General features: G+C 72.4%; 22 protein-coding genes. 12 read left to right on the forward strand and 10 right to left on the reverse strand.

Going from position 1 to position 26,542, the window contains the following annotated elements:
- Positions 1–121 precede the first annotated feature (121 nt).
- The 4 genes from AB0F40_RS23095 to AB0F40_RS23110 all read right to left on the reverse strand — a co-directional run bounded on the left by AB0F40_RS23095 (position 122) and on the right by AB0F40_RS23110 (position 4,564).
- Positions 122–1,684 (reverse strand): UDP-N-acetylglucosamine 1-carboxyvinyltransferase, encoded by a 1,563-nt coding sequence (locus tag AB0F40_RS23095; protein WP_357473255.1) that lies wholly within the window; start codon positions 1,682–1,684, stop codon positions 122–124.
- Positions 1,685–1,756: 72 nt separating this feature from the next.
- Positions 1,757–2,305: an MGMT family protein gene (locus tag AB0F40_RS23100; RefSeq protein WP_357473257.1), complete on the reverse strand. Its 549-nt coding sequence runs from the start codon at positions 2,303–2,305 to the stop codon at positions 1,757–1,759.
- 50 nt (positions 2,306–2,355) lie between these two features.
- The gene (locus AB0F40_RS23105; protein ID WP_357473260.1) at positions 2,356–3,591 is read right to left on the reverse strand and encodes a DUF4143 domain-containing protein; all 1,236 of its coding nucleotides are present in this window, start codon (positions 3,589–3,591) and stop codon (positions 2,356–2,358) included.
- A 163-nt stretch (positions 3,592–3,754) separates the two neighbouring features.
- The gene (locus AB0F40_RS23110; RefSeq protein WP_357473263.1) at positions 3,755–4,564 is read right to left on the reverse strand and encodes a helix-turn-helix domain-containing protein; all 810 of its coding nucleotides are present in this window, start codon (positions 4,562–4,564) and stop codon (positions 3,755–3,757) included.
- A 139-nt stretch (positions 4,565–4,703) separates the two neighbouring features.
- Between AB0F40_RS23110 and AB0F40_RS23115 the strand changes: the two genes are divergently transcribed.
- Entirely contained in the window at positions 4,704–6,086 is a 1,383-nt protein-coding gene (locus AB0F40_RS23115; protein ID WP_357473265.1) for an MFS transporter, read from the forward strand.
- On the opposite strand, the gene AB0F40_RS23120 is transcribed toward AB0F40_RS23115, so the two are convergent.
- The 3 genes from AB0F40_RS23120 to glp are packed head-to-tail and all read right to left on the reverse strand — an operon-like array spanning position 6,076 to position 8,329.
- Positions 6,076–6,336, reverse strand: a complete 261-nt coding sequence (locus AB0F40_RS23120; RefSeq protein WP_357473268.1) for a DUF6457 domain-containing protein — start codon at positions 6,334–6,336, stop codon at positions 6,076–6,078. The genes AB0F40_RS23115 and AB0F40_RS23120 overlap by 11 nt on opposite strands.
- A complete protein-coding gene (locus tag AB0F40_RS23125) occupies positions 6,333–7,019 on the reverse strand; it encodes an NTP transferase domain-containing protein (protein WP_357473271.1) in 687 nt (228 codons plus the stop codon). Before AB0F40_RS23125 ends, AB0F40_RS23120 begins: the two co-directional genes overlap by 4 nt.
- On the reverse strand, positions 7,016–8,329 hold the full coding sequence (gene glp, locus AB0F40_RS23130) for a gephyrin-like molybdotransferase Glp (protein WP_357473274.1): 1,314 nt from the start codon (positions 8,327–8,329) through the stop codon (positions 7,016–7,018). The genes AB0F40_RS23125 and glp overlap by 4 nt, the downstream gene beginning before the upstream one ends.
- A 91-nt stretch (positions 8,330–8,420) precedes the next feature.
- Between glp and AB0F40_RS23135 the strand changes: the two genes are divergently transcribed.
- Entirely contained in the window at positions 8,421–8,810 is a 390-nt protein-coding gene (locus AB0F40_RS23135) for a VOC family protein (RefSeq protein ID WP_357473277.1), read from the forward strand.
- A gap of 216 nt (positions 8,811–9,026) precedes the next feature.
- Here the strand turns inward: AB0F40_RS23135 and AB0F40_RS23140 are convergent, their stop codons facing one another.
- Complete coding sequence (locus tag AB0F40_RS23140) at positions 9,027–9,557, reverse strand: helix-turn-helix domain-containing protein (RefSeq protein ID WP_357473280.1); 531 nt, start codon at positions 9,555–9,557, stop codon at positions 9,027–9,029.
- A gap of 263 nt (positions 9,558–9,820) precedes the next feature.
- Between AB0F40_RS23140 and AB0F40_RS23145 the strand changes: the two genes are divergently transcribed.
- From AB0F40_RS23145 to AB0F40_RS23155, 3 genes are read left to right on the forward strand one after another with little or no spacing between them, the layout of a single operon-like run.
- Entirely contained in the window at positions 9,821–11,209 is a 1,389-nt protein-coding gene (locus tag AB0F40_RS23145) for an MFS transporter (protein ID WP_357473282.1), read from the forward strand.
- 2 nt (positions 11,210–11,211) lie between these two features.
- On the forward strand, positions 11,212–13,473 hold the full coding sequence (locus AB0F40_RS23150; protein ID WP_357473284.1) for a molybdopterin oxidoreductase family protein: 2,262 nt from the start codon (positions 11,212–11,214) through the stop codon (positions 13,471–13,473).
- Positions 13,470–15,158, forward strand: coding sequence for an FAD-dependent oxidoreductase (locus AB0F40_RS23155; RefSeq protein ID WP_357473286.1), 1,689 nt, complete (start codon positions 13,470–13,472; stop codon positions 15,156–15,158). The genes AB0F40_RS23150 and AB0F40_RS23155 overlap by 4 nt, the downstream gene beginning before the upstream one ends.
- 90 nt (positions 15,159–15,248) lie before the next feature.
- Here AB0F40_RS23155 and AB0F40_RS23160 read toward each other — a convergent pair whose 3' ends face one another.
- Positions 15,249–15,953: a class I SAM-dependent methyltransferase gene (locus AB0F40_RS23160; RefSeq protein WP_357473289.1), complete on the reverse strand. Its 705-nt coding sequence runs from the start codon at positions 15,951–15,953 to the stop codon at positions 15,249–15,251.
- Positions 15,954–16,143: 190 nt separating this feature from the next.
- On the opposite strand from AB0F40_RS23160, the gene nirB reads away from it, so the two are divergent.
- The 6 genes from nirB to AB0F40_RS23190 all read left to right on the forward strand — a co-directional run bounded on the left by nirB (position 16,144) and on the right by AB0F40_RS23190 (position 23,874).
- Positions 16,144–18,798: a nitrite reductase large subunit NirB gene (gene nirB / locus AB0F40_RS23165; RefSeq protein ID WP_357473292.1), complete on the forward strand. Its 2,655-nt coding sequence runs from the start codon at positions 16,144–16,146 to the stop codon at positions 18,796–18,798.
- Positions 18,795–19,226, forward strand: a complete 432-nt coding sequence (gene nirD, locus AB0F40_RS23170; RefSeq protein ID WP_357473295.1) for a nitrite reductase small subunit NirD — start codon at positions 18,795–18,797, stop codon at positions 19,224–19,226. Before nirB ends, nirD begins: the two co-directional genes overlap by 4 nt.
- Positions 19,227–19,306: 80 nt before the next feature.
- Entirely contained in the window at positions 19,307–20,122 is an 816-nt protein-coding gene (cobA, locus tag AB0F40_RS23175; protein ID WP_357473298.1) for a uroporphyrinogen-III C-methyltransferase, read from the forward strand.
- A complete protein-coding gene (locus tag AB0F40_RS23180; protein WP_357473300.1) occupies positions 20,091–21,266 on the forward strand; it encodes a uroporphyrinogen-III synthase in 1,176 nt (391 codons plus the stop codon). Before cobA ends, AB0F40_RS23180 begins: the two co-directional genes overlap by 32 nt.
- 176 nt (positions 21,267–21,442) lie before the next feature.
- Positions 21,443–22,021, forward strand: coding sequence for a sigma-70 family RNA polymerase sigma factor (locus AB0F40_RS23185; RefSeq protein WP_357473303.1), 579 nt, complete (start codon positions 21,443–21,445; stop codon positions 22,019–22,021).
- On the forward strand, positions 22,018–23,874 hold the full coding sequence (locus AB0F40_RS23190; RefSeq protein WP_357473306.1) for a hypothetical protein: 1,857 nt from the start codon (positions 22,018–22,020) through the stop codon (positions 23,872–23,874). Before AB0F40_RS23185 ends, AB0F40_RS23190 begins: the two co-directional genes overlap by 4 nt.
- A 12-nt stretch (positions 23,875–23,886) precedes the next feature.
- Here the strand turns inward: AB0F40_RS23190 and AB0F40_RS23195 are convergent, their stop codons facing one another.
- The gene (locus tag AB0F40_RS23195; protein WP_357473309.1) at positions 23,887–25,221 is read right to left on the reverse strand and encodes an oxygenase MpaB family protein; all 1,335 of its coding nucleotides are present in this window, start codon (positions 25,219–25,221) and stop codon (positions 23,887–23,889) included.
- 130 nt (positions 25,222–25,351) lie between these two features.
- Between AB0F40_RS23195 and AB0F40_RS23200 the strand changes: the two genes are divergently transcribed.
- A complete protein-coding gene (locus tag AB0F40_RS23200; RefSeq protein ID WP_357473312.1) occupies positions 25,352–26,473 on the forward strand; it encodes a hypothetical protein in 1,122 nt (373 codons plus the stop codon).
- Positions 26,474–26,542: the final 69 nt, after the last annotated feature.

Genomic DNA, 26,542 nt, shown 5'->3' on the forward strand with positions numbered 1-26,542 from the left:
GTCCCGCGGGGGTTCGCCACCCTGTGGTCCTCTCCGATATTGACTTCGGGTACCGAAGCCTGCTGGATTCGGTACCCGAAGTCATTCTCGAAGCGGACAGCTCGCCGGCTCGGCCGATGAGTCAGTCGCGGAAGGTGTCGATCCGCGCGCCGAGCTCGATGAGGCGCTCGGCCAGCTGCTCGTAGCCGCGCGCGATGATGTCGACGTCGCGCAGCACCGACGTCCCCGTGGAGGCGAGCATCCCGAGGAGGATGACGACGGCCGGCCGCAGGGCCGGAGGGCAGCTCACCTCGGCGCCGCGCCAGCGCGTCGGGCCGGTGACCTGGAGCCGGTGGGCGTCCATGAGCTGCACGTCCGCGCCCAGGCGGGTGAGGTCCGTGAGATGGATGGCGCGGTTCTCATAGACCCAGTCGTGGATGAGCGTGCTGCCCGTGGCCCGTGCCGCGATGACGGCGAAGAACGGCAGGTTGTCGATGTTCAGCCCGGGGAACGGCATGGAGTGGATCTTGTCGATCGGGGCGCGCAGCTCGCTCGGGTGCACCGTGACGTCGACGAGCCGGGTGCGGCCGTTGTGCGCCAGATATTCCGGGGTGATCGTGTGCTTCTGGCCCATCTCGGCGAGGGTGGCGAGCTCGATCTCCATGAACTCGATCGGTACCCGCGACACGGTGATCTCGGACCCGGTCACGATCCCGGCGGTCAGCAGGCTCATCGCCTCTACCGGGTCCTCGGAGACCGTGTACTCGACGTCCGTCTCGAACCGGGTGCGCCCGTGCACACGCAGGGTCGTGGTGCCGATGCCCTCGATGCGCACGCCCAGCAGCTCCAGGTAGAAGCACAGGTCCTGGACCATGTAGTTGGGGCTCGCGTTGCGGATGGTGGTGACGGCGTCGCGACCGGCGGCCGCCATCAGTGCGTTCTCGGTGACGGTGTCACCGCGCTCGGTGAGCACTATCGACAGGTCGCCGGTGCCGGGCGTGGCCGTCGCCTGGTAGTGCCCTGCGGTCGCGACGACGTCGAGGCCGAAGGGGCGCAGCGCGATCATGTGCGGCTCGACGGTGCGCGTGCCGAGGTCGCAGCCTCCGGCGTACGGCAGCTCGAAATGCGGCTCGAGCCCGAGCAGCGGGCCGAAGAACATGATGATCGAACGGGTCCGCACCGCGGCGTCGACGTCGATGGCCGCCAGGTCGAGCGACTCGGGGCGGACGATCTCGAGGTCGCGCCCGTTCGGGGCCCACGTGGCGCGTACGCCGATGGAGCGCAGGACGTCGAGGATGCGGTCGACCTCGACGATCCGGGCGACGTTGCGCAGCACCGTGCGACCGTGGTTGAGGAGCGACGCGCACAGCAGCGCCACGGCCCCGTTCTTGGACGAGTTCACCTCGATCGTGCCCGAGAGCTGGTGCCCGCCCTCGATGCGCAGGTGCGTTCGCCTGGCTGCGCCGGCGGTGATGAGCTCGGAGTCGAGAGCGGCACTGATCCGGCCGATCATCTCAAGGCTGAGATTCTGTGCACCCTGCTCGATCCGGTGCACGGCGCTCTGGCTCGTGCTCAGCCTTTCGGCGAGCTGCGCCTGGGTGAGGCCACGGTGCTGACGAGCACCACGGACCAGGGATCCTACCTGTGCGGCGTCCACCACGGGAATCGATCCGGTGAGTGGGCGGTCGGGGCTGGTGATAGTCACGATGACGACTGTAACTCATATGTGAGATACGGCTACCGTTCGTCGCCGACATCACAGTAGCCCGTCGTCGCCTCAGAGGTCGAAGAGCGTGGGCTGCTCCAGGAAGACGCCCTCCGTCTCCAGCATGCGCAGCTTGGTGCGCGGCCCGCCGCGGGCGGAGAACCCGCCGACCCTGCGGCCCGCTGCCAGCACGCGGTGGCACGGCACGATCGGCGGGAACGGGTTGCGGCCCATCGCCTGCCCGACCGCCTGCGCTGCCCCCGGTGCGCCGAGCTCCGTCGCCACCTCACCGTACGTGCGGGTCTCGCCCGGCGGGATGGCCCGCACCACCTCGTACACGCGGCGGTCGAAGTCCGGGACGGCGCTCATGTCCAGGGGGATCTCGGCGAGGTCCCCGACGCCGTCGCCGAGCAGGCGGGTCAGCGCCGCGACCGCAGCGGCAACAGGTGCGGACGAGGCCTCGACGGAACCCGGGTACCAGTCGCGAACGGCGTCCCGGACCTGGTCGGCGCCACCGTGGGGCAGCGCCGAGCCGACGACCTCCGCGTTCTCGTTCCAGACGAGCGCGCACTCGCCGATCGCCGTCGGGATCACTGCGAACTCGAGCGTGTTGCGATCCATGCGCCACACCCTAGGCGGCGCCTCTGACAAGGGGTCCGTGCGGTGCTTGCTCAGTGCCAGATCGAGGCGATCGGCATGGCCCAGATGCGATCTCCCAGCGGATAGGTCGAGTCGCCCGTGTGGAAGACGACCCCTCGCTTGAATGTGCTGCCGAGGGAGTCTCTCAGCCACTCGAGGTGGCGCGCTGCCTGGGGCTTCACTGCGTTCGCCGCCTTGATCTCGATGCCGACGACGGAGCCTCCCGGACCCTCGAGGAGAAGGTCGACCTCGTGAGATCCATTCGAGTCCCGGAGGTGGAAGGCGTCGACCCGAGGGTGGCTCAGTGCTACGAGCGGGAGAATCTGTGCGGCGACGAACGTGTCGATGATTCGGCCCAGAAGATCGCCGCTCGACAGAATCGCGTTCCTGTCGGCACGGAGAAGGCTTGTCGCGAGACCGGTGTCGGCGACGTAGAGCTTCTGGCTTCTGACAAGTCGCTTGAGACGGTTGGAGCTCCATGCAGGAACTCGTTCGATGATGCGAAGGTCGTCGAGCAGGTCGAGGTAGGTGTGGGCGGTCCGGCCGTCGATACCAGCCGCCTCCGTCAAGGTCTTGGCTTGTGGAACGCCGCCTGTCGACAGCGCGACGGCGTGGAGCAGCGCCGCGAGACGATCGGGCGAGCGCACCTCGGCAAGGGCTGAGACGTCCCGGTGTACAAGCTGGTCGACGTATCCGGGATACCAGGCGCCCCGCGCGCGTTCCGTGAGGTGGAGGGCTTCGGGGAAGCCGCCCTGGATCGCGTACTCGACGTAGTCAACAATGGTCGGTGCTGCCCGGAGGGTTGCTGGAACTGGGTCGTCGTCGGAGAAGAGCTGCCGCAGGAAGGCTCCTGCGTTCGGCGAGGCCTCGATCTCGCCGCGAGCAAGGCTGTGCATTCGGAACGGGACGACTCGTCCTGTCCCGGGCCAGACTGCTTCCGTCCGACGCGCACGCACGCTGCCGGTGATGAGGAAGCTCCCACCTCCGGAGCCGGAGTCGATGGCACGTTTGATCGCAGCGAGCGAAGCGGGGACTTCCTGCCACTCGTCGACCAGTGTCGGCAGGTCCTGTGCTGCAAGTAGCGCGTCGGGGGCAGCTGCGAAGGCTTGTGCGCGCTGCTCGTCATCCAGGCGCAGGATCGATGACGCCCGCCGTGCCGCCGTCGTGGTCTTGCCACAGGCGCGTGGTCCTGTGAGCATGACGGCCGCCAGCTCGGGAAACACCTCGTCGAGCACCGTGTCGATGTATCGTTCCACGTAATCTGCCACGTCCACCTCCTGATGTAGTTTTAGCAGGGGCGCTGATGCAGTTTTAGCACAGCATCTGATGTAGTTCTAGCAGGGGCGCCAATGCGGATCGAGCAGCGATCCGATGGGCCGGGCAGGAGCGCCGAGGCCACCCGACCGGCCATGGTCCTCCATCGACGGGCGGTCAGGCAGCGTGCGCGAACGCGCGGCGAACCCGGCCCGGCGTCGTGCCGAGCGTTGCCCGGACGGTCCGGGTGAGGTGCGCCTGGTCGGCGAAGCCCAGATCCCCGGCGAGGGCGGCCAGATCGGCATCCCCCGCCTCGAGCCGGTCGAGGGCCCGGCTCACGCGCACCCGGTTGCGGAACTGCGTGAGGCTGGTGCCGGTCTCGGCCTGGAACACCCGGCTGAGGTGGGCCGGCGACGCACCCAGCGCACGGGCCAGGCTCACCAGGTCGCCGGACATGGGCGCGGCGTCGAGGACGGCGGCCCGCGCCCGCGCGACCAGGCGGGCCCGGGCGGTGCGGGCGGCCGGTGTGCGGGCCGAGGCGGGGGCGCCGTCCGACGCCGCGGTGCGAGCCGCGGCGGCCACCGTCCGGACGAGGCGTTCTGCGGGGTCTGCCGCGTCGTGCGCCGTGCGGAGCAGCAGCCGGTGGGCGAGTTCGGTGGCACCGTCGACCCGCACGACGGCCGACGGGGGCCGGTCGCCGGCGATCTCCTGCCAGAGCGTGGGGCCGACCGAGACGAACGTGCACACGTCGCCACCCGACGGGTGTGCGAACCGCTGCTCCCGCCCCGGTACCTGGGCGTAGCCTCGCGTGACGTCCACCGACTGCTCGACGCCCGCGCTCGCCAGCCGGAAGTGTCCGCGCCGAGGCAGGACCAGCCCGAACGTGTCGGCCGGCTCGGCCGCGGACCACCCGGGGTGCTCGTCGGAGCACTCCACGACCCGCACCGAGTACTCGGGTGCGGTGAGGACCGGTGTGGAGCGGCGCACGAGCCCACCGTAGGCGTACTCACCGACACTCCCGCCGCGACGACGAAGACAGCCGCGGCCACGGCAGTGCGCGGTCGCGCCGTCGCCGTCGGGCAAGGATGTTCAAGACCCGAGAAACCCGCCGCCGGACGCTGGGACCATGCGAAAGCCCCTGCTCCTCGTGGTGCTCCTCACCGCACAGACCATGGCCTCGATGGACGCTTCCATCGCCAACGTCGCCCTGCCGGCCATGCGACGGGATCTGGACGCGACGGGAGCGATGCAGCAGCTCGTGCTGTCGGGGTACCTGCTCGCCCTCGCGAGCCTCATCGTCACCGGGGCGCGGCTCGGCGACCTGTTCGGCCACCGCAGGCTGTTCCGGTGGGGGCTGGCGGTCTTCACCGTGGCGTCGCTGGCCTGCGGCCTGGCTCCCACGCCGGGCGTCCTGGTCGCGGCGCGCGTCGTGCAGGGGGCAGGGGCGGCGCTGCTGGTGCCTCAGGTGTTCTCCCTCATCCAGCACCACTTCGAGGGCGCTGCCCGTCGGCGCGCCGTCGGCGTCTACTCCATGGTGCTCGCGCTCGGGGTCGCGCTGGGCCAGGTGCTCGGCGGGCTCCTGGTGTCGGCGGACCTGGCCGGGCTGTCGTGGCGACCCGTGTTCCTGGTGAACGTGCCCGTGGGCGTGGTGATGCTCGTCGCGGTCGGACGGGTGCTGACGTCGGCCGGCGGCGTCCGGCGGGCCGGGCCGGTGCGGGCGCGCGATCTCGACGTGCCGGGCGTCGTGGTCCTCGCCCTCGGTATGGGAGCGTTCACGGGATCGCTCACGCTGGGACGCGAGGCGGGATGGCCGGGGTGGGCGGTGGGCGCGCTCGCTGGCTCGACGGTGCTGCTCGCGTGGTTCGTGCGGCACCAGGTACGGACGGCGCGGCCCCTGCTCGACCTTGCCGTGCTGCGTCCGCACGGCATGCGACCCGGCTTGCTCGCGTGCGCCGTCGTGATGGGCTGCTACGCGGCCTTCCTGTTCGTCTTCACGCTGCACGTGCAGACCGGGCTGGGCTGGACGGCGCTCGCGGCCGGCCTCGCGTTTCTGCCGTACACGGTCGGGTTCGCGGGCCTGAGCCTGACCTGGGCGCGGATGCCGGAACGTGTGGTCCGTCGGCTGCCGACAGCCGGGCCGATCGTGCTCGCGGCCGTTGTCGCCGTCGTCGCGACCGGAGCTTCGCCGTGGCACCTCGCGCCGCTCCTGGTGCTGGCCGGCGCCGGCCACGCGGCCGGGTACAGCCCACTGATCGCCGGGCTGTCCGACCTGGCCCCGCCCGGCAGGGCGTCCGCGCTCTCGGCGCTCAACACCACCGGCCCGCTGGTGGCGCAGACCGTGGCGATCGCCGTGATCGGCGGGGTCTACCTGTCCTCGACCATGTCCTGGGCGCTGATCACGACAGCGGCGGTACTCCTGACCGGGTCGGCCTGCGCGGCGGTCGCCGGCCGCACGGACCGTCCGGCAGACGCCGGGACGGGCACCGGCGCCGAGTCCGTCAGTCGGTGACCCAGCGGGCCGCGAGCCTGCTGGCCTTCTCGGTCGCGTCGGGTCCGCTGCTCGCGGACGCCGCGATGTCGCCGGCCGCCGCCAGGCCCGCCGCGAAACCCACGGCGTAGGTGGTGACCGGTGCGGCAGGCCGGGCGACGGCGTGGGCGGCGTCGCGGGCCAGGTCGAGCACCGCCGGCACGTCGATGGTGCCCGGGGGAAGATCGAGCTCGGCCTCCAGGGCTTCCACCCAGCTGTCCAGGTCTGTCATCTCGGGTCCTTCCGGTCGTCGTCGGTTCCCCGCGCAGGCCCATCTGCCGTGGCGTCGAAGCGGGCCGCTTCCGCCGCGGCGCCGAGCCGGGCAGCATCCGCAGGGGTGTCGATGTCGTCGCTCCAGCCTGCCGGGTCCGGCACCTCCGTGCAGGGCAGCCCACCGACCAGCCGCCGCATGGCGGCGCCATCCACCTGGATCTCGCCCAGGACGCGGTCGAGCGCCGCACGGCGGTACAGCCCGACCAGCCACTGGGGGCGGCCGTCGCGGACCAGGTAGGCGCCGTCGACGGGTTCACGTGAAACGGTCCGCTCGAGGAACCCGATGGCCTCCGCGGCGTGCGGCACGTCGACCGCCAGCAGCAGCACCCACGGTGCGCTCGAGGCAGGGACGGCGCGCAGCCCTGCCGCCACACCCGCGACCGGACCGCCGAACGGGGGGTCCTCCTGGGTGAGCACGAGACGCGGACCGGGCTCACCGGCAGCCGGGCCCGGCAGCGACTCCGCGAGCTCCGGCGGGCCCACCACCACGACGGCACGCGCCCGGGTGCTCGCCTCGAGCGCCCGGTCGAGCAGGCGTGCGCCGTCGACGACGAGGCCCGCCTTGGACGCCCCGCCGAGCCGCGCGGCCCGGCCACCGGCCAGGACCACCGCGTCGTACGCGACACCGGCGACGTCCGTCATCGGAGCATCAGCACCTGGACGGAGTCGCCGGCGCACACCTTCTCCACGCCGGGCGGCACGAGCGCCAGGCCGTCGGCGGCGGCGAGCGCCGACAGCGCGTGATGGGACCCCGTCGGCACGACGCCGACGGCGCTCGCGGTGGTGCCGGCCCCCGCGCCGCCGTCGGGCATTGGGACCAGACGGACCGGGACGACGCGCAACCGCCCGGGCGCGCCGGCCCAGCCGGCGGCGGCGGCAAGGGCCACCGGCCGCGGTCCCCCGGGAGCCTTCTCGCCCCGCAGCCGGTCGATCGCCGGGCGCGCGAACAGCTCGAACGACGCGTACGCCCCCACCGGGTTGCCCGGCAGCGCGAGCCACGGCACGCCGCGCCAGCGGGCCAGGGCCTGGGGCTTGCCTGGGGACATCGCGACGGTGGCGACGTCGACGTCGGTCAGGCCAGAGCCGCCGTCCGAGCCGGGACCCGACGCCGCCAGGACCTCCCGCACCACGTCCGCCGCGCCCGCCGAGACACCGCCGGCGGTCACGATCAGGTCGGCTCCCGAGCGTCCGGCACCGCCGGCCGGGCGCACGGCGTCGTCGAGTGCGGCACGGAGGGCCGCCGGGTCGTCGGGCACCGGTCCGAGCCGGACGACGTCGGCGCCGGACGCCCGGGCCGCCGCCGCGAGCATCGGCCCGTTGGAGTCGGTGATCTGCCCGGGTCCGAGCGGCTCGCCGGCCGGCACCAGCTCGGACCCGGTGGACAGAACGGCGACCAGCGGCCGGCGTCGGACCAGGACACGCACCGTGCCCGACGCCGCCAGGGCGCCCACGAGCGGGGCCGTCACCGCCGTCCCGGCATGCGCGAGGAGGTCCCCCTGCCGGACGTCCTCGCCCGCGCCCCGGACGTGCGCCCTGGGCCGCCGGGCGAGCGTCACCGACGACTCCGACCGGGGTGCGCCCGCGACGAACCGGCCGGTCGAGGTGTGCTCGACGGGGACCACCGCGTCGGCACCGGACGGGAGCGGGGCACCGGTCATGATCCGCAGGGCCTGTCCAGGGCCGACCTCGGCCAGGTCGCTCTCGCCCGCCGCGACGTCGCCAGTCACCTGGAGGGTCACCGGGCTGCCGTCGGGCGGCAGGTCCGCGAGGCGCACGGCGTACCCGTCCATCGCCGCACCGTCGAAGGGCGGGACGGAGGACGCGGCGCACAGGTCTTCGGCAAGTACCGAACCGAGCGCGTCCTCGAGGTCCCGTTCCACGGCTCGCGGCGGCGTGACCAGGACGAGCACGCGCTCGACATGCTCGGTGACGCTGCGCGCCTGCGGCTCCATGGGTCCGACCATAGGACAGGAGGGAGCCGGTGCTGGTTTCCGAGCCCGCACAGCCTGCCGAGGTGCACGGTGAGCGGCGATAATCTCGCGCATGCGCCTCCACCACATCCAGGTTGCCTGCCCGCGCGACGGCGAGGACCTCGCCCGCCGCTTCTACGGGGACGGCCTCGGCCTGACCGAGGTCCCCAAGCCCGAGGCGCTCGCCGGTCGCGGCGGCTGCTGGTTCCGGGACTTCGACGAGGACGGCCGCACGACCGCCGAGATCCACGTCGGCGTCGAGGACCCGTTCACGCCCGCGCGCAAGGCGCACCCGGCACTCGTGGCCGACGACGTCGCGCACCTCGAGTCGGTCGGCGCCCGTCTGGTGCGCCTCGGGTTCGAGATCACGTGGAAGGACCGCCACACCTTCGACGGCTACGAGCGCTTCCACGCGTTCGACGGTGCGGGCAACCGCGTGGAGGTGCTGACGCCGGTCGGGTGACGCTCAAGGCAGCTTCGTCACCAGTGCGTCGAACATCGTGTCAAGAGGGCTGAGGTCACCGGCAGCAGCGGCGTGACACGCGGCGTCGTTGACCTCGCCCGGTACGTCGCGCCAGTCGAGGAGGTAGCCCGCGTCCCGCACCAATCGGCCCCAGAAGTGGCACCGATGAGGTTGCGTAAGACGCCGGTCTGTTGGTCGATGTAGGGATCGTGGAACTCACTCAAGGCCGTAGCGTGCCCGTGTGATGCGGACGAGCTCGTCCTCGTCGATCTTGCCGCTCACAAAGGCGACGGCGTCCGAGCGCGCAGCATCTGTGACCGGGAGACCCTCCATCTTGTTGCTGTGCATCGCCTCTTCGACGATCCGCAACCGTTCAGCTCGTTGCATGGTTCGAAATGCGATGACGTCGATCATCGCCACGCGTCGGTACGAGTTGACCTTCGTGAACGGGATCTGACCGGACTCGAGCAGTTTGACGAGTGTCGGGCGGGAAACCCCAAGTATGTCCGCGGCTTCCTGGGTGGAGAGCATGCGTGCCTGATCCATGAGCGTGACCGAACTGCCAGCCCGCAGGGACCTGGTCGCGGAGTCGAGCAGCCGGCGCAGCTGTTCTGGAAGATCGACGGCCTCGCCGCTCTCCGTGTGAAGCGATAGGTGGCCAGGCTCGGAGAGGAGCTCGCCGATCTGGGTCAGTGCCTCCAGATCCTCCACTGACGGCGTGATCGTGTTCTCATCGATCGTCGACATGACACCACCGTAAGTCGAAAAAGTCGAAACTTCCAGACGTGCTGCGAGATCGCGACCGGCATGGCAGGGCAACCGCTCACACCGTGAGGCGGCGCCCTGTGCGTTCTTCCTTACGGTCGATTAACTGCGCTTTGTCAGGCGATGAAACACCGCCTCCCTAGGTTCATGGCGTCGGTCCGACGTCGGGCCGGTCCCGGATCCGGCACCTGTCGGTCCGAGCGCGCCCGGCGTCGTCGGGCATACGCCCATGCAGGGAGGACGACGTGTCCACTCCGACAGCACGCGATGACCAGGCCCAGGCCGCGAGCGAGCCCGCCGGCTCGACCGCCACGGGCACCACGGCCGGCACCCCCGAGACGGGATCAAGATCGGCCGTCCAGCGGTACACCGGCCGTTGGATCGATCACTGGGACCCCGAGGACAAGACCCTCTGGGAGGACGGCGGACGCCGGACCGCCCGCCGCAACCTCGTGCTCTCGATCTTCGCGGAGTTCCTCGGGTTCGGCGCCTGGGCCCTCTGGTCGATCGTCGTGCCGCAGCTGCCCGCTGCGGGCTTCGACCTGACCGTCGACCAGATGTTCTGGCTCATCTCCGTGCCCGCCCTCGTCGGCGCGACGCTCCGCATTCCTTACACGTTCGCGGTCCCCCTGTTCGGCGGCCGCAACTGGACCATCGTCTCGGTGCTGCTCCTCCTGCTGCCGATCGGCGCGCTGATCCGCACCGTCGGAGACCCGACCACCCCGTTCCCCGTGCTGCTCGGTGCGGCGGCGCTCGCGGGCCTGGGCGGCGGCAACTTCGCGTCCTCGATGGCGAACATCTCGTTCTTCTTCCCCGAGAAGGAGAAGGGCGCTGCCCTCGGCTGGAACGCCGCCGGCGGCAACATCGGCACGGCTGCCGTGCAGCTCGCGGTCCCGCTCGTCATCGTGACCGGGTCGGGCGTCGCGCTCGACCGGGCCGGGCTCATCTTCATCCCGTTCATCCTGCTCGCCGCGTTCCTCGCCTGGCGCTGGATGGACAACCTCAGCACCGCCAAGGCGGACCCGCGGTCGTTCGGTGTGGCGGTCCACGACAAGCACACATGGATCATCAGCTTCATCTACGTCGGCACGTTCGGTTCGTTCATCGGGTATGCGGGAGCCTTCCCGACGCTGCTCAAGGGCGAGTTCCCCGACGTCGCGCTGCCGCTCGCCTTCATGGGCGCACTCGTGGGGTCGATCGCCCGCCCGCTCGGCGGCATCCTCGCCGACCGCGTCGGCGGCACGGTCATGACCATCGCCTCGTTCGGCGTGATGGCGCTCGGTGCCATGGGCGCGATCTGGGCCCTCGGATCCGGCAGCTTCCCCGTGTTCTTCGGGTCCTTCCTCCTCCTGTTCATCGCAACGGGCGTCGGCAACGGCTCGGTCTACCGGATGATCCCCGCGGTCTTCCGGGTGAGCGGCGCGACGGCGAAGGCAGCGGCCGGGTGCATCGGCATCGCCGGCGCGATCGGCGCGTTCGGCGGGTTCCTCATCCCTCGCGGGTTCGCGCTGTCCACCTCGGTGGCCGGGTCGCTCGTGCCGGCGCTGTGGCTGTTCATCGGGGTCTACGCCGTGATGGCGTTCGTGTGCTGGTTCGTCTACGGACGCGGCGCCATGGCAGAGGCTCGGGTCTGACCATGCTCGCTTCCCCCGGAACCACCGTCGACTCGCACTGCCCCTACTGCGCCCTGCAGTGCGGGATGACGCTGACGCGGCCCCGAGCGGACGTAGCGGGCGCACCCGAGGTGCAGCCTCGCGACTTCCCCACCAACCGGGGCGGCCTGTGCCAGAAGGGGTGGACGTCGGCGGCGGTGCTCGGGGCGTCCGACCGGCTCGTCACCCCGCTGGTCCGGGCCGACTCCGGCGAGCTGGAGCCCGTGGCCTGGGACGTGGCGCTCGACCTGGTCGCGTCCCGGCTCGCCGCCCTGGCCGCAGAGCACGGGCCCGAGTCGGTGGCCGTGTTCGGCGGGGGCGGCCTCACGAACGAGAAGGCATACGCGCTCGGCAAGTTCGCGCGGACAGCCCTGCGCACCCCGAACATCGACTACAACGGGCGGTTCTGCATGGCCTCGGCGGCGGCCGGGATGAACCGGTCCTTCGGCGTCGACCGCGGCCTGCCCTTCCCGCTGGCCGACGTCGGGGGTGCGCAGGCGGTGCTGCTCCTCGGCTCGAACCTGGCGGAGACCATGCCGCCGGCCGTGCAGCACCTCGCGGAGGCGCGGGCGGCGGGTGGGCTCGTCGTCGTCGACCCGCGGCGGTCCGCGACGGCGCGGCTCACGGGGGACCCTTCGACGGGCACGGGCCAGCGACCCGCCTCGGCGCAGCCCGCCGAGGGTGTGCACCTCGCGCCCGTCCCGGGCACGGACCTCGCCGTCCTGCTCGGCCTCCTGCACGTGGTGCTCGCGGAAGGTCTCGCCGACCGCGAGTACCTCGCGGAGCGCACCACAGGGTTTGACGACGTCGCCCGGTCGGTCGCCGGCTGGTGGCCCGAGCGCGCCGAGTCCGTGTCGGGCGTCCCCGCCGACGAGCTCCGGCGCGTGGCCAGGCTCCTGGCCGCGGCCGCTCCGGTCCACGGCGGCGCCGGCGCGTACGTGCTGACCGGCCGCGGCGTCGAGCAGTCCACGCAGGGCACCGCGACCGTCACGGCGTCGATCAATCTCGCGCTCGCGCTGGGCCTGCCTGGCCGAGTCGGTTCCGGTTACGGCGCCATCACCGGGCAGGGCAACGGGCAGGGCGGCCGCGAGCACGGGCAGAAGGCCGACCAGCTCCCCGGCTACCGCAAGATCGACGACCCGGCGGCGCGCGAGCACGTCGCCGCCGTCTGGGGCGTCGACCCGGAGACCCTGCCCGGACCGGGGATGCCGGCCGTGCAGCTGCTCAGGTCCCTCGGCACGCCGGCCGGGCCGCGCGCGTTGCTCGTGCACGGGTCGAACCTCGTGGTCAGCGCGCCCAACGCCGGCAGCGTCATCGAGCGGCTGAAGAGTCTCGACCTCCTGGTCGTCTGCGACTTCGTCCCGAGCGAGACGGCGCTGCTGGCCGACGTCGTGCTTCCCGTGACCCAGTGGGCAGAGGAGGAAGGCACCATGACGTCGCTCGAGGGCCGGGTCATCCGCCGTCGGGCCGTCGTGGCGCCGCCGGGCGAGGCCCGCTCGGAGCTGTGGATCCTCGCCGAGCTGGCGCGCCGGCTCGGCGCGCCCGAGTCCCTGGCCTTCCCGGCCGACCCCGCCGTGGTGTTCGCCGAGCTGGCCCGCGCCTCCGCGGGCGGCCCCGCCGACTACTCCGGGCTCTCCCACGCCCGGCTCGACGCCGACGAGGCGTCCGGCGGCCCTGGCCTGTTCTGGCCGGTCCCGGAGGCTCCCTCAGGCACCGCCGACGCCGGAGCCTCGGTACAGCACGCCGGGACGCCCCGGATGTTCCTCGACCGGTTCGCGACGCCGGACGGGCGGGCCCGGATGGTCGCCGTCGACCACCTGGGGCCGAGCGACGACGTACGGGCCGACGCCCCGTTCTACCTGGTCACCGGCCGGGTGCTGCAGCACTACCAGTCGGGCGCGCAGACGCACCGCGTCCCGGAGCTGGAGCGTCTGGTGGCTGAGCCGTACGTCGAGCTGCACCCGGTCCTGGGGTCCCGCATCAGTGTGCCCGACGGCGCCCGCGTGCGCCTGACCAGCTCGCGAGGCCGGGTCGAGGCGACGGCCCGCTGGACCGACGCCGTCCGGCCCGACACCGTCTTCATGCCGTTCCACTGGAGCGGCATCGGGTCCGTCAACCAGGTGACGACCGACGCGACCGACCCGATCTCCGGGATGCCGGAGTTCAAGGTCTGCGCCGTGGACCTCACGCCAGTGCCCGGCACCCAACGGAATGACGCTCGCCGAACGAAGGAACTCTCGACATGAACCTACGTGTCCCCGTGAAGGTCGTCGTGGTGGGCTTCGGGATGGTCGGCTCGCGGCTGGTGGACGAGCTGCTGCGCCGCGAGCCGGAGGCGTTCGACATCACGGTGCTCGGCGCCGAGCCCTACGAGCCGTACAACCGGGTGCTGCTGAGCGACGTCGTGGCAGGGCGCACCGACATCGCCGCCATCACGATGTCGTTGCCCGACGGCGCCCGGGTGACCGTGCGCCGCGGCGTCACCGCGACGTCGATCGACCGGGCGTCTCGCCTGGTGACCGCCGACGACGGCACGACCCACCCGTACGACCACGTCGTGCTCGCGACCGGTGCGGCGGCCCGCATCCCGCCGATCCCTGGCCTGCGCACGGCCGACGGCGGCCTGCCCGCCGGGGTCCACGCGCTCCGGAACCTCGACGACGCCCGCGAGATCGTGGCCGCCACCGTGAACTCTCCCCGCGCCGTGGTGGTCGGGGGCGGCGTGCTGGGGCTGGAGGCCGCCGTCGGGCTCGCGGGCCGTGGCCTGAGCGTGACACTGATCCACAACACGCACTCCCTCATGGAGCGCCAGCTGGATCCGGAGGCCGCCGACGTGGTCCGGACCGGTCTCGAAGAGCAGGGCGTCACCGTGCTACGGAGCCGTCGGCTCAGAGAGGTGCTCGTGGCGGGCGGGCGCGCCGTGGGCGTCCGGGTCGAGCGCGGCTCGGGAGGGCGCGAGGAGGTCGTCGACGAGGTGGTCGCCGCCCGACTGATCGTCCTCTCCATCGGCACGGTGCCGGAGACCGGGCTCGCCGCGACGGCAGGGCTGTCGACGGATCGCGGCATCGTGGTCGGTCACGACCTCGCCAGCCCCGACGACCCGCGCGTCCACGCGATCGGCGACTGTGCGCAGCCGCCGGACGGGTCGCGCGGGCTCGTCGCCGAGGGCTGGGACCAGGCCCGCCGCCTGGCGGAGCTGCTGGTCTCGCTGATCGAGCCGTCGCTGGCCGCTTGGTCGGCGGTCGAGTCGGCGGTCGAGCCGGTCTCCCGGCCGGTCGAGGCTCCGCCGGTCGAGCCCGTCGAGGCAAGGACCCACCTCCGTCTGCCGCGCGTCGGAGCCCAACCCAGCATGGCCGTGCGCCTCGGCGCGCTGCTGGCGGGGGGTGCCACCACGCGAGCCCAGTCGGACCGGGGGATCGAGACGCGGGGGACCGACGTCGTGAAGGTCAAGGCCGGTGCGCTCAGCGTCACCACGATGGGGGTCTGCGGGCCGTCGCGCCCCGACGGCGCCACCCAGCGCGCGGTGCGCCTGGCCGACCCTGCGGCCGGCCGGTACGTCGAGGTGGTGGTGGCTGACGGCCTGCTCGTGGGTGCGACCTGCGTGGGGGATCCGCGCGTCGCCGCCGACCTCACCGCCGCCTACACCCGCCGTACGCCCGTCCCGCTCGACCCTGCCTTCCTGCTGCTGACGCCGGTGATGCCCGCGGCGGCTCCGGCATCGTCCCCCGAGCACATGCCGGAGGACGCGGTGGTGTGCCGCTGCAACGGCGTGACCAAGGGCGACATCGCCGACTCGTGCGAGGCGGGCGCGCACACGGTCGACGACGTCGCGCGCGACACGCGGGCGACGACGGGCTGCGGCTCCTGCAAGGACGCGGTGTGCGGTCTGGTGGACTGGCTCAGCGAGGAGGTAGTCCCGGAGCCGGCGTGACCGAGAGTCGCCTACCCAGCGATTGCGTCCATAAGTCGCAACAGATCCGGGCCCGATCGCTGAGTAGGCGCGCTGGGGGTCAGCGCGGGCTCAGGGTGTCCCGCGCCGGGGCGGGGGCCCATCGGTCCGGGTCCACTCCAGCGTGTAGCGGAAGAACAGCCGGCGGCGGAGCCGTGCGCCCGGGAGCACGCCGCGCACCGCTCCGGAAATCTCCGCGAACGTCTCTGCCGGGTCGCGCATCGGCAGCGGCGGGCCGCCGTCGTCCACAGGCTCGGTTACGGGCTGTGGATGTTTGATCAGCCCGACCAGCGGGTTGAGCAGGGAGGACGGGAGATCCCAGGCGAGGTCGGTCAGCGTCTCCACCCGCGCCAGGCCGACGACGAGCAGCCGGCCGCCCGGCGTGAGCAGGTCGGCCGCGTGGCGCAGGGCTGCCTCCAGCGGCAGGTGATGCAGCACGGCGACCATGGTGATCGTGTCGAACGTGCCGCCGACCTCCTCGAACCGGGCGTGGCGCACGCTCACCGCCGGGTCGCCGGCGAAGCGCTCGGCCGAGACGGAGGCCATGGCGGCATCGGCATCCACGCCGAGGACCTCGTCGAAGCGTCCCCGCAGCCGGCTCAGCAGGAGACCGGCGCCGCAGCCGACGTCGAGCGCCCGTCGACGTCGGGCCGGGAGCCGCCGCAGGATCCAGCCGTGGAAGTGGTCGTTGTGGCTCCACGGGTGCCTGTCGTTGACCCGGCGGAGCCAGCGGCCACCGGCTCGGACGATCGGGTTGGGCACGGTCCGGATGTCCATGCGACCCCACGGTAGCGGCGCAGAACTTGGATTAAACCGGCTCCTTAATCCAAGTTTCGCCGAAACTTGGATTAAGGGGACCGCGGCGGCGGCGCACTCACCGCCCCCCGATCGCGCCTGTGAGGAAGATGTTCGGCCCGGGTAACGACGGGCGCACCGGCGCGAAAAACCCGCGCCCTACGGTCAAGACATGGTCAATTCCGGCACATCTCAGCACCTTGTCGTGATCGGCGGTGGCATGGTCGCGCAGCGGCTCGTCGAGGCGCTGCGCGCCCGGGACGACGCCGGTCGCTACCACGTCACGGTCTTCGCGGAGGAGCCCCGCGCGCCCTACGACCGGGTCGGTCTGACCCGCTGGTTCGAGCAGGGTCCAGAGGGCATAGCCCTCGGCGACCCCGCCCTCTGGGCCGATCCGCACGTCACCCTGCACACCGACCGGAAGATCGAGTCGATCGACCGCGAGGCGAGGACGGTCACCGACCGGCTCGGTCACGTGCACGCCTACGACGAGCTGGTGCTCGCCACCGGCTCCAGCGCCGCCATGCCGCCCATCCCGGGCAACGACCTGCCGGGCGTCTTCGTGTACCGCACTCTCGATGATGTTGCGGCATTGCGCGGCTGGGTCGAGGAGAAGCGCCGGAGCTACCCCGAGGGCAAGCCGGTGCGCGGAGCCGTGATCGGAGGCGGTCTGCTCGGGCTGGAGGCCGCAGGCGCGCTCACTGCCCTGAACGCGCAGGCCACCGTGATCGAGTTCGGCACCCACCTCATGGGCGTGCAGGTGGACCTCGGCGGCGGCCAGGCGCTCAAGCGCCTCATCAACGGCAAGGGCATCGGCGTCCGCGCCGAGACCGCGACCAGCCAGCTGAAGCCGCACCGCCGCACCGGCCACGTGGGCCGGCTGGACTTCGCCGACGGCGGCCGCCTCGACGTCGACGTCGTCGTGGTGGCCACCGGTGTGCGTCCCCGCGACGAGCTCGCCCGCGCAGCCGGGCTTCCGGTCGGCGAGCGCGGCGGCGCCGTCGTCGACCTCTCGTGCCGCACCGAGGACCCGCACGTCTGGGCCGTCGGCGAGGTGGCCTGCATCGAGGGCCGCTGCATCGGCCTCGTCGCGCCGGGAAACACGATGGCCGAGGTGGTCGTGGACCGGCTGCTCGGCGGGCTCGCTGAGTTCCCCGGCGCGGACACCGCCACGAAGCTCAAGCTCTCGGGCGTCGACGTCGCGTCGTTCGGCGACGCGCACGCCCGCACCGAGGACGCCGTCGAGGTCGTCTGGGCCGACCCGGTCGCCGGCGTCTACAAGAAGCTCGTCCTTTCCGACGACGCCCGCACCCTCCTGGGCGGCGTCTTCGTGGGCGACGCCGGACCGTACGCCAGCCTGCGCCCGATGCTCGGCGCCGAGCTGCCCGGCGACGACCCCAGCGCGTTCCTCCTCCCCGAGGGTGGCGGCGGCGTTCCGAGCCTGGAGCTGCCGGACGAGGCCAACGTCTGCTCGTGCAACAACGTCTCCGCAGGGGCGATCCGCGGCGCCGTCACCGAGCACCAGTGCACCGACGTCCCGGGCGTGAAGGCCTGCACCCGCGCCGGGACCACCTGCGGCGCCTGCCTGCCGCTGGTGAAGAAGCTCGTCGACACGGAGCTCGAGCGCGCGGGCATCGAGGTCAGCACCGCTCTGTGCGAGCACTTCGACCTGTCCCGCGCCCAGCTGTTCGACGCCGTCCGGGTCGCCGACCTGCACTCGTTCAGCGAGATCGTGGCTCGGTTCGGGGTCGGTCCGTTGGTCGAGCCTGTCGAGACCCGTTCGGGGGCCTCGGCAAGCTCGACCACCGTGGCCAGCAACCGCGGCTGCGACATCTGCAAGCCCGTCGTCGCCTCCATCCTGGCGAGCCTTGGCAACGGCCACATCCTGGCCGGCGAGCAGTCCACGCTCCAGGACACCAACGACCACATGCTCGCCAACCTCCAGAAGGACGGCACATACTCGGTGGTTCCACGGATGCCCGGCGGTGAGGTCACGCCGGAGGGCCTGATCGTCGTCGGGCAGGTTGCCAAGGACTTCGGGCTCTACACGAAGATCACGGGCGGCCAGCGCATCGACATGTTCGGCGCCCGTGTGGAGCAGCTGCCGGACATCTGGCGCCGGCTGGTCGACGCGGGGTTCGAGTCCGGGCACGCGTACGGCAAGTCGCTGCGCACCGTGAAGTCGTGCGTCGGGTCCACGTGGTGCCGCTACGGGGTGCAGGACGCCGTCGGCATGGCCGTCGAGCTGGAGCTGCGCTACCGCGGCCTGCGCTCGCCGCACAAGCTCAAGATGGGCGTGTCCGGCTGCGCCAGGGAGTGCGCCGAGGCCCGCGGCAAGGACGTCGGGGTCATCGCCACCGACAAGGGCTGGAACATCTACGTGGGCGGCAACGGCGGGCAGACGCCGCGGCACGCGAAGCTCCTCGCCGAGGACCTGACGTCGCAGGAGCTCCTGCGCACCATCGACCGCTTCCTCATGTACTACGTCCGCACCGCCGACCGGCTGCAGCGGACCGCGCCGTGGATCGAGGAGGTCGACGGCGGTCTGGACGGCGTGCGCGAGGTCGTCATGGATGACTCGCTCGGGATCTGCGCCGACCTGGACGCCGCGATGGCGCGCCACGTCGAGAACTACGAGGACGAGTGGAAGGCGGTGCTGGAGGATCCGGAGAAGCTGCGCCGGTTCTCGTCGTTCGTCAACGCCCCGAAGGGCGCCGACCCGTCCCTCGCGTACGTCGAGGAGCGCGGTCAGCGCCGTCCCGCGACGTCGGAGGAACGCGCGACCGGCGTCGTCATCGCGGGCCCGAAGCTGGAGGTACGAGCATGAGCTCCGACGACCTGTCAGAGACCCTGGCCACCGGCGCGACCCTGGTGTCGGACGGCCTGGCGCCGGCCGGCCCGGCGCCGGCCCGCTGGGAACGAGCCTGCCTGCTCGCGGACCTGTTCCCCGAACGTGGGTCGGCGGCGCTGTTCGGGGACGTCCAGGTGGCGCTCTTCCTGCTGCCCGACGGGAAGGTGCACGCCGTGCAGAACCTCGACCCGTTCTCCGGGGCGCACGTCATGTCGCGGGGGATCGTCGGCACGCGGGCCGGCGAGCCCACGGTGGCCGCCCCGGTCTACAAGCAGGTGTTCTCGCTGGTCACCGGCGAGTGCCTGGCAGTGGCGGACAAGGTCCCCCAGGGAACCCTGGCACCGAACCTGCTGACTTACCAGGTAAAGATCCAAGACGGAGCGATCCACGTGGCCCTCCCATGACCCCCGATGTTGAGTGCGGGCTATTTGTGGCCTCCGAGGGGTCTGAGGCAACAAATCGCCCGCACTCAAGGAGGGGGCGGGTGACGCTTGTCGGGGGCGGGCCCGGGGCCGTCGACCTCTTGACCTTGCGCGGGTGGCGGGCGCTGCAGGCGGCCGACGTCGTCGTCGCCGACCGGCTGGGGCCCGTCGAGATCCTCGCCGAGCTCCCGCCGCACGTCCGCGTGGTCGACGTCGGCAAGGAGCCCGGTCGGCACCCCGTGCCCCAGGAGCGCATCAACGAGCTGCTCGTCGAGCACGCCCGGGCGGGCGCCCACGTGGTGCGGCTCAAGGGTGGAGACCCGTTCGTGCTCGGCCGGGGCGGCGAGGAGGTCGTCGCGTGCGCGGCGGCCGGCGTGCCCGTCGAGGTGGTGCCGGGTGTGACGTCTGCCGTCGCCGTGCCTGGCCTGGCCGGGATCCCGCTCACCCACCGCGGGGTCACCACGGGTTTCCACGTGGTCTCCGGCCACTGCGCGCCCGCGCTGCCGGGCTCCGCGGTCGCCGGAGCGACCCCTGCGTCCGACAGCTCAGGACCGCTCGACGACGCGGCCCTCGCCTGCGTGCGGGACGGCGCGGCTACTCTTGTCGTATTGATGGGGGTGCGGTCCCTCGGCGCGATCGTGGCGCAGTCCCTGGCCGCCGGCGCCGATCCCGGAACCCCCGTGGCGATCGTGGAGAACGGCTCCACGTCGGAGCAGCGCGTCACACGGGCGCGTCTCGAAGAGGCAGCCGACGTTGCAACTGCCCGTGGTGTGCGGTCACCCGCGGTCGTCGTCATCGGCCGCGTGGCAGCGGCAGGACTCCTGGTCGAAACAGTGGAGGGTACGAGTGAGCGACGTCTGGCAGGTGCCGGTGTCTGATGTCGCAGCGCCCGCGCACGCCCGCGCGACGCACCCGACGCTCGGTCAGGTCATGGCCGGCGCGACGGTGCTCGTCACGGCCGAGCGCCGGGCGGCCGAGCTCGCGGCGGCCCTCGAGCGCCGCGGCGCCACGATCCGGCACGCGCCGGCGCTGAGCATGATTCCCCACGTCGACGACGAGACCCTGATCGCGGCGACGCGCGCGATCGTCGCGGCGCCGCCCGACGTCGTCGTGGTCACCACCGGGATCGGCTTCCGCGCCTGGATCGAGGCCGCCGACGCGCACGGGCTCGCCGAGCCGCTCCTCGGCCTGCTCGCCGGCACCCGGATCGTCGCGCGCGGCCCGAAGGCCCGCGGCGCCATCCAGGCCGCCGGGCTCCACGCGGACTGGGTGGCCGAGTCCGAGACCTCCGCCGAGGTGGCCGAGGTGCTGCTCAGCGAGGGTGTGCAAGGGCTCCGCATCGCCATCCAGCACCACGGGGCGGGCGCCGACGGCCTGGACGAGGTGTTCGAGAAGGCCGGCGCGCAGGTCGCGAGCCTCGTCGTCTACCGATGGGGTCCGGCGCCCGACCCGGCGGCGGTCCGCGACTCGGTGCACGCGGTGGCGGACGGCGAGATCGACGCCGTGGTCTTCACCTCCGCCCCTGGCGCCGAGGCGTGGCTGCGGGTCGTCGAGGAGGAGCGGCTGCTCGACCGGGTCCGCGCCCGGTTCGCCGACGGCGGGATGGTCGCGGCCGCCGTCGGACCCGTGACGGCGAAGCCGCTGGAGCAGCGGGGGATCGTGCCGCTGCAGCCCGAGCGGGGCCGACTCGGGGCGCTGGTCCGGGCGCTGGTCGGGCACTACGAGCACATCGACTCGGTGGCCCTGAGCACTGTCGCAGGGGCGCTGGTGATCCGCGCACGCGTCGCGGTGCTGGACGGGCAGGTGCTGCCCCTGTCGCCGACCGGCGTCGCGGTGCTGCGACTGCTCGCCGCCGCCGAGGGCGACGTCGTGTCGCGCGAAGAGGTGCTGGCAGCGCTGCCGGGCGACTCGCAGGACACGCACGCCGCCGAGGTCGCGATCGCGCGCCTCCGTGAGGCGGCGGGCCGCCGCGACCTCATCCGCACGGTGGTGAAGCGGGGCTACCGCATCGACCTGACGTGACGCTCTCCTTCGAAGCCTAAGCTTCTTCGCTCTCAGCCCGTCCAAAGCGAAGAAACTTAGGCTTCGAAGAGAGGTGCAACGGCTCACGCACGGGCGCTGACCCAACGAAACCTCCCCGGTGCGCGTCATGGTGGATGTGGAGACGATGACAGCACGCACGCATCCGGGAGGTGGCCATGGCGGGATGGGAGAGCGAGCTCGATGAGCTCATGCGAGTGCGCGGCAGCGCGCTCGTCCGCTATGCCTACATGCTCTCTGGGGACCGCGCACTCGCCGAGGACCTGGTCCAGGACGCACTGGTGAAGGTCTACTCGCGGCTGCGCGGTCGCCCCGGCCGGGCCGGGACCGTCGGCGTGACCGAGGGAAACCTCGCGCACGACCTGGAGTCCCCCTTCACGAACGCCGAGGGTTACGTGCGGCGTGCGGTCCTCACCATCTACCTGGACGGCTACCGCAAGCGGCAGCGCTGGTCCGGCATCAAGCACCTCCTGGCCGACGACGCCAGCACGCGCGGCGCCGACCAGGCCGCGTCGGCGCGCGTCGACGTGATGGCGGCGCTCGCGCAGCTCGGTGCCCGGGAGCGGGCCTGCGTGGTGCTGCGCTACTTCGAGGACATGACGGTGCCGCAGATCGCCGAGTCCCTTGGCACTGCCCAGGGCACGGTCAAGCGCTACCTGTCCGACGCGACCAAGAACATGCAGGAGATCCTGCGCCCCGACGATTTTCGTCCTGCCGAAGGGAGGGCCGCCCGATGAGCCACGAGACCCCCGACAACGACAACGACTTCCTGCGCGGCGCGCTCCATGGCGCTGCCGACAAGATGCCCGGTACGGAGGTGGACGACCTGCACGTCTCATTCGGAGTGGTGCGAGACCGCGTCCGACGCCGTCGCGCGGCCAAGATCGGTGGTGTCACCGGCGCGAGCCTCGTGCTCGTGGGCGTGCTGGCCTTCGGCGCTACGCAGACGCCGCTGCTGGACAGCGAGCCGGTGCTCCCGGGAGCGCCGACCGAGGAGCCGTCCTCGTCCGGGCAGCCCGCCACGAGCGTGATCCAGGACGGGTACCAGCCCACCTGGCTCGACTGGAGCGAACTGACGTGCGGCATGCCCGTCTCCGACCTGACCACGACAGCGCCGGGCTGGTCAGCGGCGCCGGCTGGGGACATCTACGCCATGACCTCCGACTTCGGGGGCGGGGACCCGTCCACGGCGTGGGGCATGGCAGCGACCGTCCAGGCCGGCGATGGCACGTTCAACGTGCCCCCGGTCCTGGTGTGGAGCCAGGGTGACGTGGTGGTGGACCTGGGCGCGAACGTCTTCGGCGCACCGGTCCAGGCCGAGCCGCTGCTCGGCGGCGGTGACGGCGCCGTCGAGGCCCAGAGCAACGCGGCGACGACGTGCGCGCCGACCGAGACGGAGACGGTCGACCTCTTCGAGACGGCGCTCCCCCCGGGCGACTACGAGGTGCGCGTGGTCGCCTTCCCGGCGGTCGCGTCGGGCCAGTGGGCGACGGCGGTGAGCGAGCCGGTCTCGGTCCGCCTCGACGCCGACGGCGCGCACAGCCCGACCGGCACGCGGGGCGGCGACGCGACGATCGAGCCCCCGGCCGTCGACCAGGCCGAGCAGTCGCGATTCGTGCTCGACCGCAGCACGGACTGGGTCACCGCGGGCGTGACCTACGAGGGCTACGCGTCGACCGATCCCGTTTCGGTCACCGCGCAGTGCGAGAGTTCGAACCCGGAGGACACGGTGCCGTTCGAGGTGGTCCGCCCGTCCAACCAGCAGGTGCTCGGGGCGGGCGAGGTCTCGTGCGACGGCTCCCAGGACGTGACCGACCTCGAGGTCCTCGACGGTGCGGAGGAGGCGCTCGACATCCGGCTCGGGACCGTGCCGGACGGCGTGGCCCGGTTGTGGGCGGTCCTCGCGCCCACAACCGTCGCCGGCGGTGGCGGCAACGACCGCGGCAATGATGGCAGCAATGACGGCAGCGGTAGCGGCAGCAACGGCGGCAGCGGTGCCGGCAGCGGCAGCGGTGACGGTGGCGGTGGCGGCAGCGGTGACGGTGACAGCAGCGGTGGCGGCAGTGGCAGCGGTGACGGCGACGGCGACGGCGTCGGCGATCCAGCGGCCGACTGCTCTGCGGCCGGTATGACCATGGCGTACGACCCGGCGAGCTCGCCGAGCGCGGCTGCCGGGACGACAGCGGCCACCATCGTGGAGGCCGCTCGCGCCTGCGACTCCGAGCGGCTGATCCAGCTGGCGACCCAGCACGGCACCCAGCTCATGTTCTCCACGGAGACGCCGGAACAGGTCTTCGGCCTGCCCGAGGCCGACACGTTGCCGTACGGGACGGTGGTGCGGCTGCTGGCCGGCACCGTCGGCGTCGTCAACGGTGGGGACCCGGGGAACGAGACGATCACGTGGCCGCGGGTCTCGACCCAGGAGTTCGCCGACTCGGACGAGGCCTGGGCGGAGGTCGTGTCTGCGGGTCTGCTTACGCAGGCGGAGGCCGACGCGCAGCGGGCGGACGAGACGTTCGGGTACACGGGGATGGTGATCGGCATCGACAAGTCCGGTACCTGGCGGTACTACGAACCCAGCAACGCCTGACGTGCCAGACGCTCAGGTCGCCCCGGTGACCTGAGCGTCTGACCCGTCGGGGCGGTCCGTCACGTAGCTCGCCAGGATGCCGTCGCTGCGCCGGCGTCCCCACCTATCGAGCCGGGTCCGGCCACGGCGGGTCCGGCCGAGCACGCGGTACCGCCAGGTGTTGAGCGGCAGCAGGTACGCGTGGGCCCACGGCGGGCGCAGCGGCAGCCCGAGCTCGCGCATGCTGCGTACCCCGAGGAACGCCGTCAGCATCGACAGCAGGCGCTCGCGCTCGAACCATGCCCGGAACGGCTGCCACCAGGAGGGCCCGCGGTACGTCCGCTCGGCCTGCGCGGCGACCACTGCCCGCGCCAGGCGCGGTCCGGCCGCCGAGATCCCGGCCTGTGCGAGCAGCACGTGGTAGTTGATGCGGTGCCGCTCCCACTCGTCGTCGACCAGGAAGTCCGGGTGCACACCCAGCAGGTGCCCCACCCACTTCCACAGGTGCATCAGGGCCCGGCTGTCCGACGGCGGGATGCGCGCCCCGAGCGCCCGGCACCCGAGGATCAGGGTGCCGTCGAACAGCCCGAGCGTCGCAGCCTGGTCGGCCTGGTTGATCGGCAGACCCCAGCGCGCCGTGTCCCACTCGTCCGGTCCGCTCCGGTCCGCGAAGGACGCGCTGACCAGGGCGTGCATCGCTCGGACGCGCACGGTGGCCCGCCAGGCGGATCCGTGGGGCCGGAGCGCCCCGGGCTCGGACAGCCCGACCGTCCACTCCTGGGTCTCCGCGAGCCGCCGCAGCGTGCTGCCGGTCAGCGCGCCGGTCGCCGCGAGCAGGTCCGTGGGTCCGCCGAACCGGTACCCGCCCACGAGCGACAGCTGGAGCAGCACGTCGGCGCCGTTCTGCCCGAGCCGCCGCTGCACGCCGGCGCCCGCCTCGACCAGATCCCAGTCCACCCAGTCGGGCACGGTACTGACCTCGCCGAGGAACTCCCGGAGAGCCTGAGGCTGCTCGCTGAGTTCGGTCGGATGCTTCGAGATCGGCACAGGCCTGGACCGACCTCGAGGCAACCGACCGAAGTCATCGGCGGTCCCGGCCAACCCGTCCCGCAGCTGGCCGTGCGTCACCCGCCCCGGTGTCCCAGGAGGCAGCCGCATCGCCGCCGCGAGCGCCGCCCCGGCGTCGTCGGTCTCGAAGAACGCACGGCCGACTCGGTCCATGAGCGCCTCGTCCACACCGCGTACCCGCCCGAGCAGGCGCAGCGGACGGCCGATCCGGGCACCGCGGGCCTCGGCGGAGCGGAACCGGACGGGGTATGCGGGCGCGGCGGGCCGCCCGACGTCGTTCGCTGTATCCCCGCGCACCATGTCCCCATGGTGACCCGCGGCGCATCCGGTACCCAACGGTCCAGGGGTGCGGCGCGTCCTTGGGGGTGAAAGCCAGGGAAGCGCTGGCGGACGCGGCCGGTCGGAGACGGTCACACCAAGGAGGCGGACGATGAGCAATGACGACAACCGCAAGCTGGGCAGCGGTGTGGTGGACCAGGGTTCGACGGCGGTGCGAGCGGGTGGGCGGCACCGGCCGGCCCGGACGGCTCGGGTGGCCGCCATCAGCGGCGGCGTGCTGGCCGTGATCGGCGGATCCGTCCTGGGTTCGACGCAGCTCGCGGCGGCCAGCCTGAGCGAGCCGTTGCCGGCATGGTCGGAGCAGTCGACGTCGGAGCGCCCGGCTTCCGCCGCGGACCAGCCGGAGCTCCTGGCCGGCACCGCGCTGGAGTGCGGGGCGAACATCGCCGACCTCGACCTCGCCAAGAACGTGCGTCTGGACGCCACCGGCGACCTGACCACCGAGTCCGTGCGCTACGAGGGCGAATGGTCCACCTACTCCTCCCTGCCCCTGCGGGCGGCCGACGCCGCGGGTGACGACGCGTCGGAGCAGGACCTCAACTCACCCACCTTCGTGTGGGCGACGTCGGACGGCACGGTCGTCGACATCGGTGGCTGGGACCGGTACCCGATGTACCTGACGCACGAGGACACCGGACCGGAGGCCCAGGAGGACCGGACCTCGACGTGTGCGCCAGAGGGCGGCGACCCGTGGCTGCCGGACGGCGAGTACGAGGTCTACCCCATGACGGTCGAGTACTCGACCAGCACGCTCGTGGCGGGCGACCCGATCGACGCGACGATCGAGAGCGGGCGCGCGCACTGGGTGCCGGGCGGCCAGGAGGCACCGGTGCCCTTCGGGCTCCCGGGCGACCCCGACGAGACGCTGGTCCCTGAGCGTGCGCTCGGCAGCGCGCTGGTCGACCGGACGGGCACCTGGGAGCGAAGGGACACCTACCGGGTGGCCTGGCCCGAGGCCGACCTGGTGGACGGGGAGCGGTACGAGCTGACCGCGCGGTGCACGTCGTCCGACCCGGACGACAAGGTCACGTACGAGCTGGTCGGCGAGTGGGGCGACGTCACCGGCGAGATCCCGTGCGACGGGCACGACATCACCGACGGCCCGTGGGGCTACACGCACCCCGTGGTCCCGGGCGGCCCGTCCGGCGTCGAGTTCACCGACGTGCCCGACGGCGTCGCGCTCGCCTACGCCCGCCTGGGCCTGGCCGGCTGAAGCTGCCGGCCGGCCTCGCCCGGTGGTCGAGCTTGTCGAGACCCGGCTCTCGACAAGCACGAGATAGGG

Source organism: Promicromonospora sp. NPDC023987, assembly GCF_040639055.1.
Lineage (GTDB): Bacteria > Actinomycetota > Actinomycetes > Actinomycetales > Cellulomonadaceae > Promicromonospora.

Bases quoted from the DNA above. Each gene is read 5' to 3' on its own strand.
- glp (WP_357473274.1), bottom strand. From the start codon at position 8,329: ATGGAGCCGCAGGCGCGCAGCGTCACCGAGCATGTCGAGCGCGTGCTC.
- nirB (WP_357473292.1), top strand. From the start codon at position 16,144: ATGGTCAATTCCGGCACATCTCAGCACCTTGTCGTGATCGGCGGTGGC.
- AB0F40_RS23120 (WP_357473268.1), bottom strand. From the start codon at position 6,336: ATGACAGACCTGGACAGCTGGGTGGAAGCCCTGGAGGCCGAGCTCGAT.
- AB0F40_RS23135 (WP_357473277.1), top strand. From the start codon at position 8,421: ATGCGCCTCCACCACATCCAGGTTGCCTGCCCGCGCGACGGCGAGGAC.
- AB0F40_RS23195 (WP_357473309.1), bottom strand. From the start codon at position 25,221: ATGGTGCGCGGGGATACAGCGAACGACGTCGGGCGGCCCGCCGCGCCC.
- AB0F40_RS23140 (WP_357473280.1), bottom strand. From the start codon at position 9,557: ATGTCGACGATCGATGAGAACACGATCACGCCGTCAGTGGAGGATCTG.
- AB0F40_RS23155 (WP_357473286.1), top strand. From the start codon at position 13,470: ATGAACCTACGTGTCCCCGTGAAGGTCGTCGTGGTGGGCTTCGGGATG.
- AB0F40_RS23150 (WP_357473284.1), top strand. From the start codon at position 11,212: ATGCTCGCTTCCCCCGGAACCACCGTCGACTCGCACTGCCCCTACTGC.
- AB0F40_RS23185 (WP_357473303.1), top strand. From the start codon at position 21,443: ATGGCGGGATGGGAGAGCGAGCTCGATGAGCTCATGCGAGTGCGCGGC.
- nirD (WP_357473295.1), top strand. From the start codon at position 18,795: ATGAGCTCCGACGACCTGTCAGAGACCCTGGCCACCGGCGCGACCCTG.
- AB0F40_RS23100 (WP_357473257.1), bottom strand. From the start codon at position 2,305: ATGGATCGCAACACGCTCGAGTTCGCAGTGATCCCGACGGCGATCGGC.
- AB0F40_RS23115 (WP_357473265.1), top strand. From the start codon at position 4,704: ATGCGAAAGCCCCTGCTCCTCGTGGTGCTCCTCACCGCACAGACCATG.
- AB0F40_RS23125 (WP_357473271.1), bottom strand. From the start codon at position 7,019: ATGACGGACGTCGCCGGTGTCGCGTACGACGCGGTGGTCCTGGCCGGT.
- AB0F40_RS23200 (WP_357473312.1), top strand. From the start codon at position 25,352: ATGAGCAATGACGACAACCGCAAGCTGGGCAGCGGTGTGGTGGACCAG.
- AB0F40_RS23190 (WP_357473306.1), top strand. From the start codon at position 22,018: ATGAGCCACGAGACCCCCGACAACGACAACGACTTCCTGCGCGGCGCG.
- AB0F40_RS23160 (WP_357473289.1), bottom strand. From the start codon at position 15,953: ATGGACATCCGGACCGTGCCCAACCCGATCGTCCGAGCCGGTGGCCGC.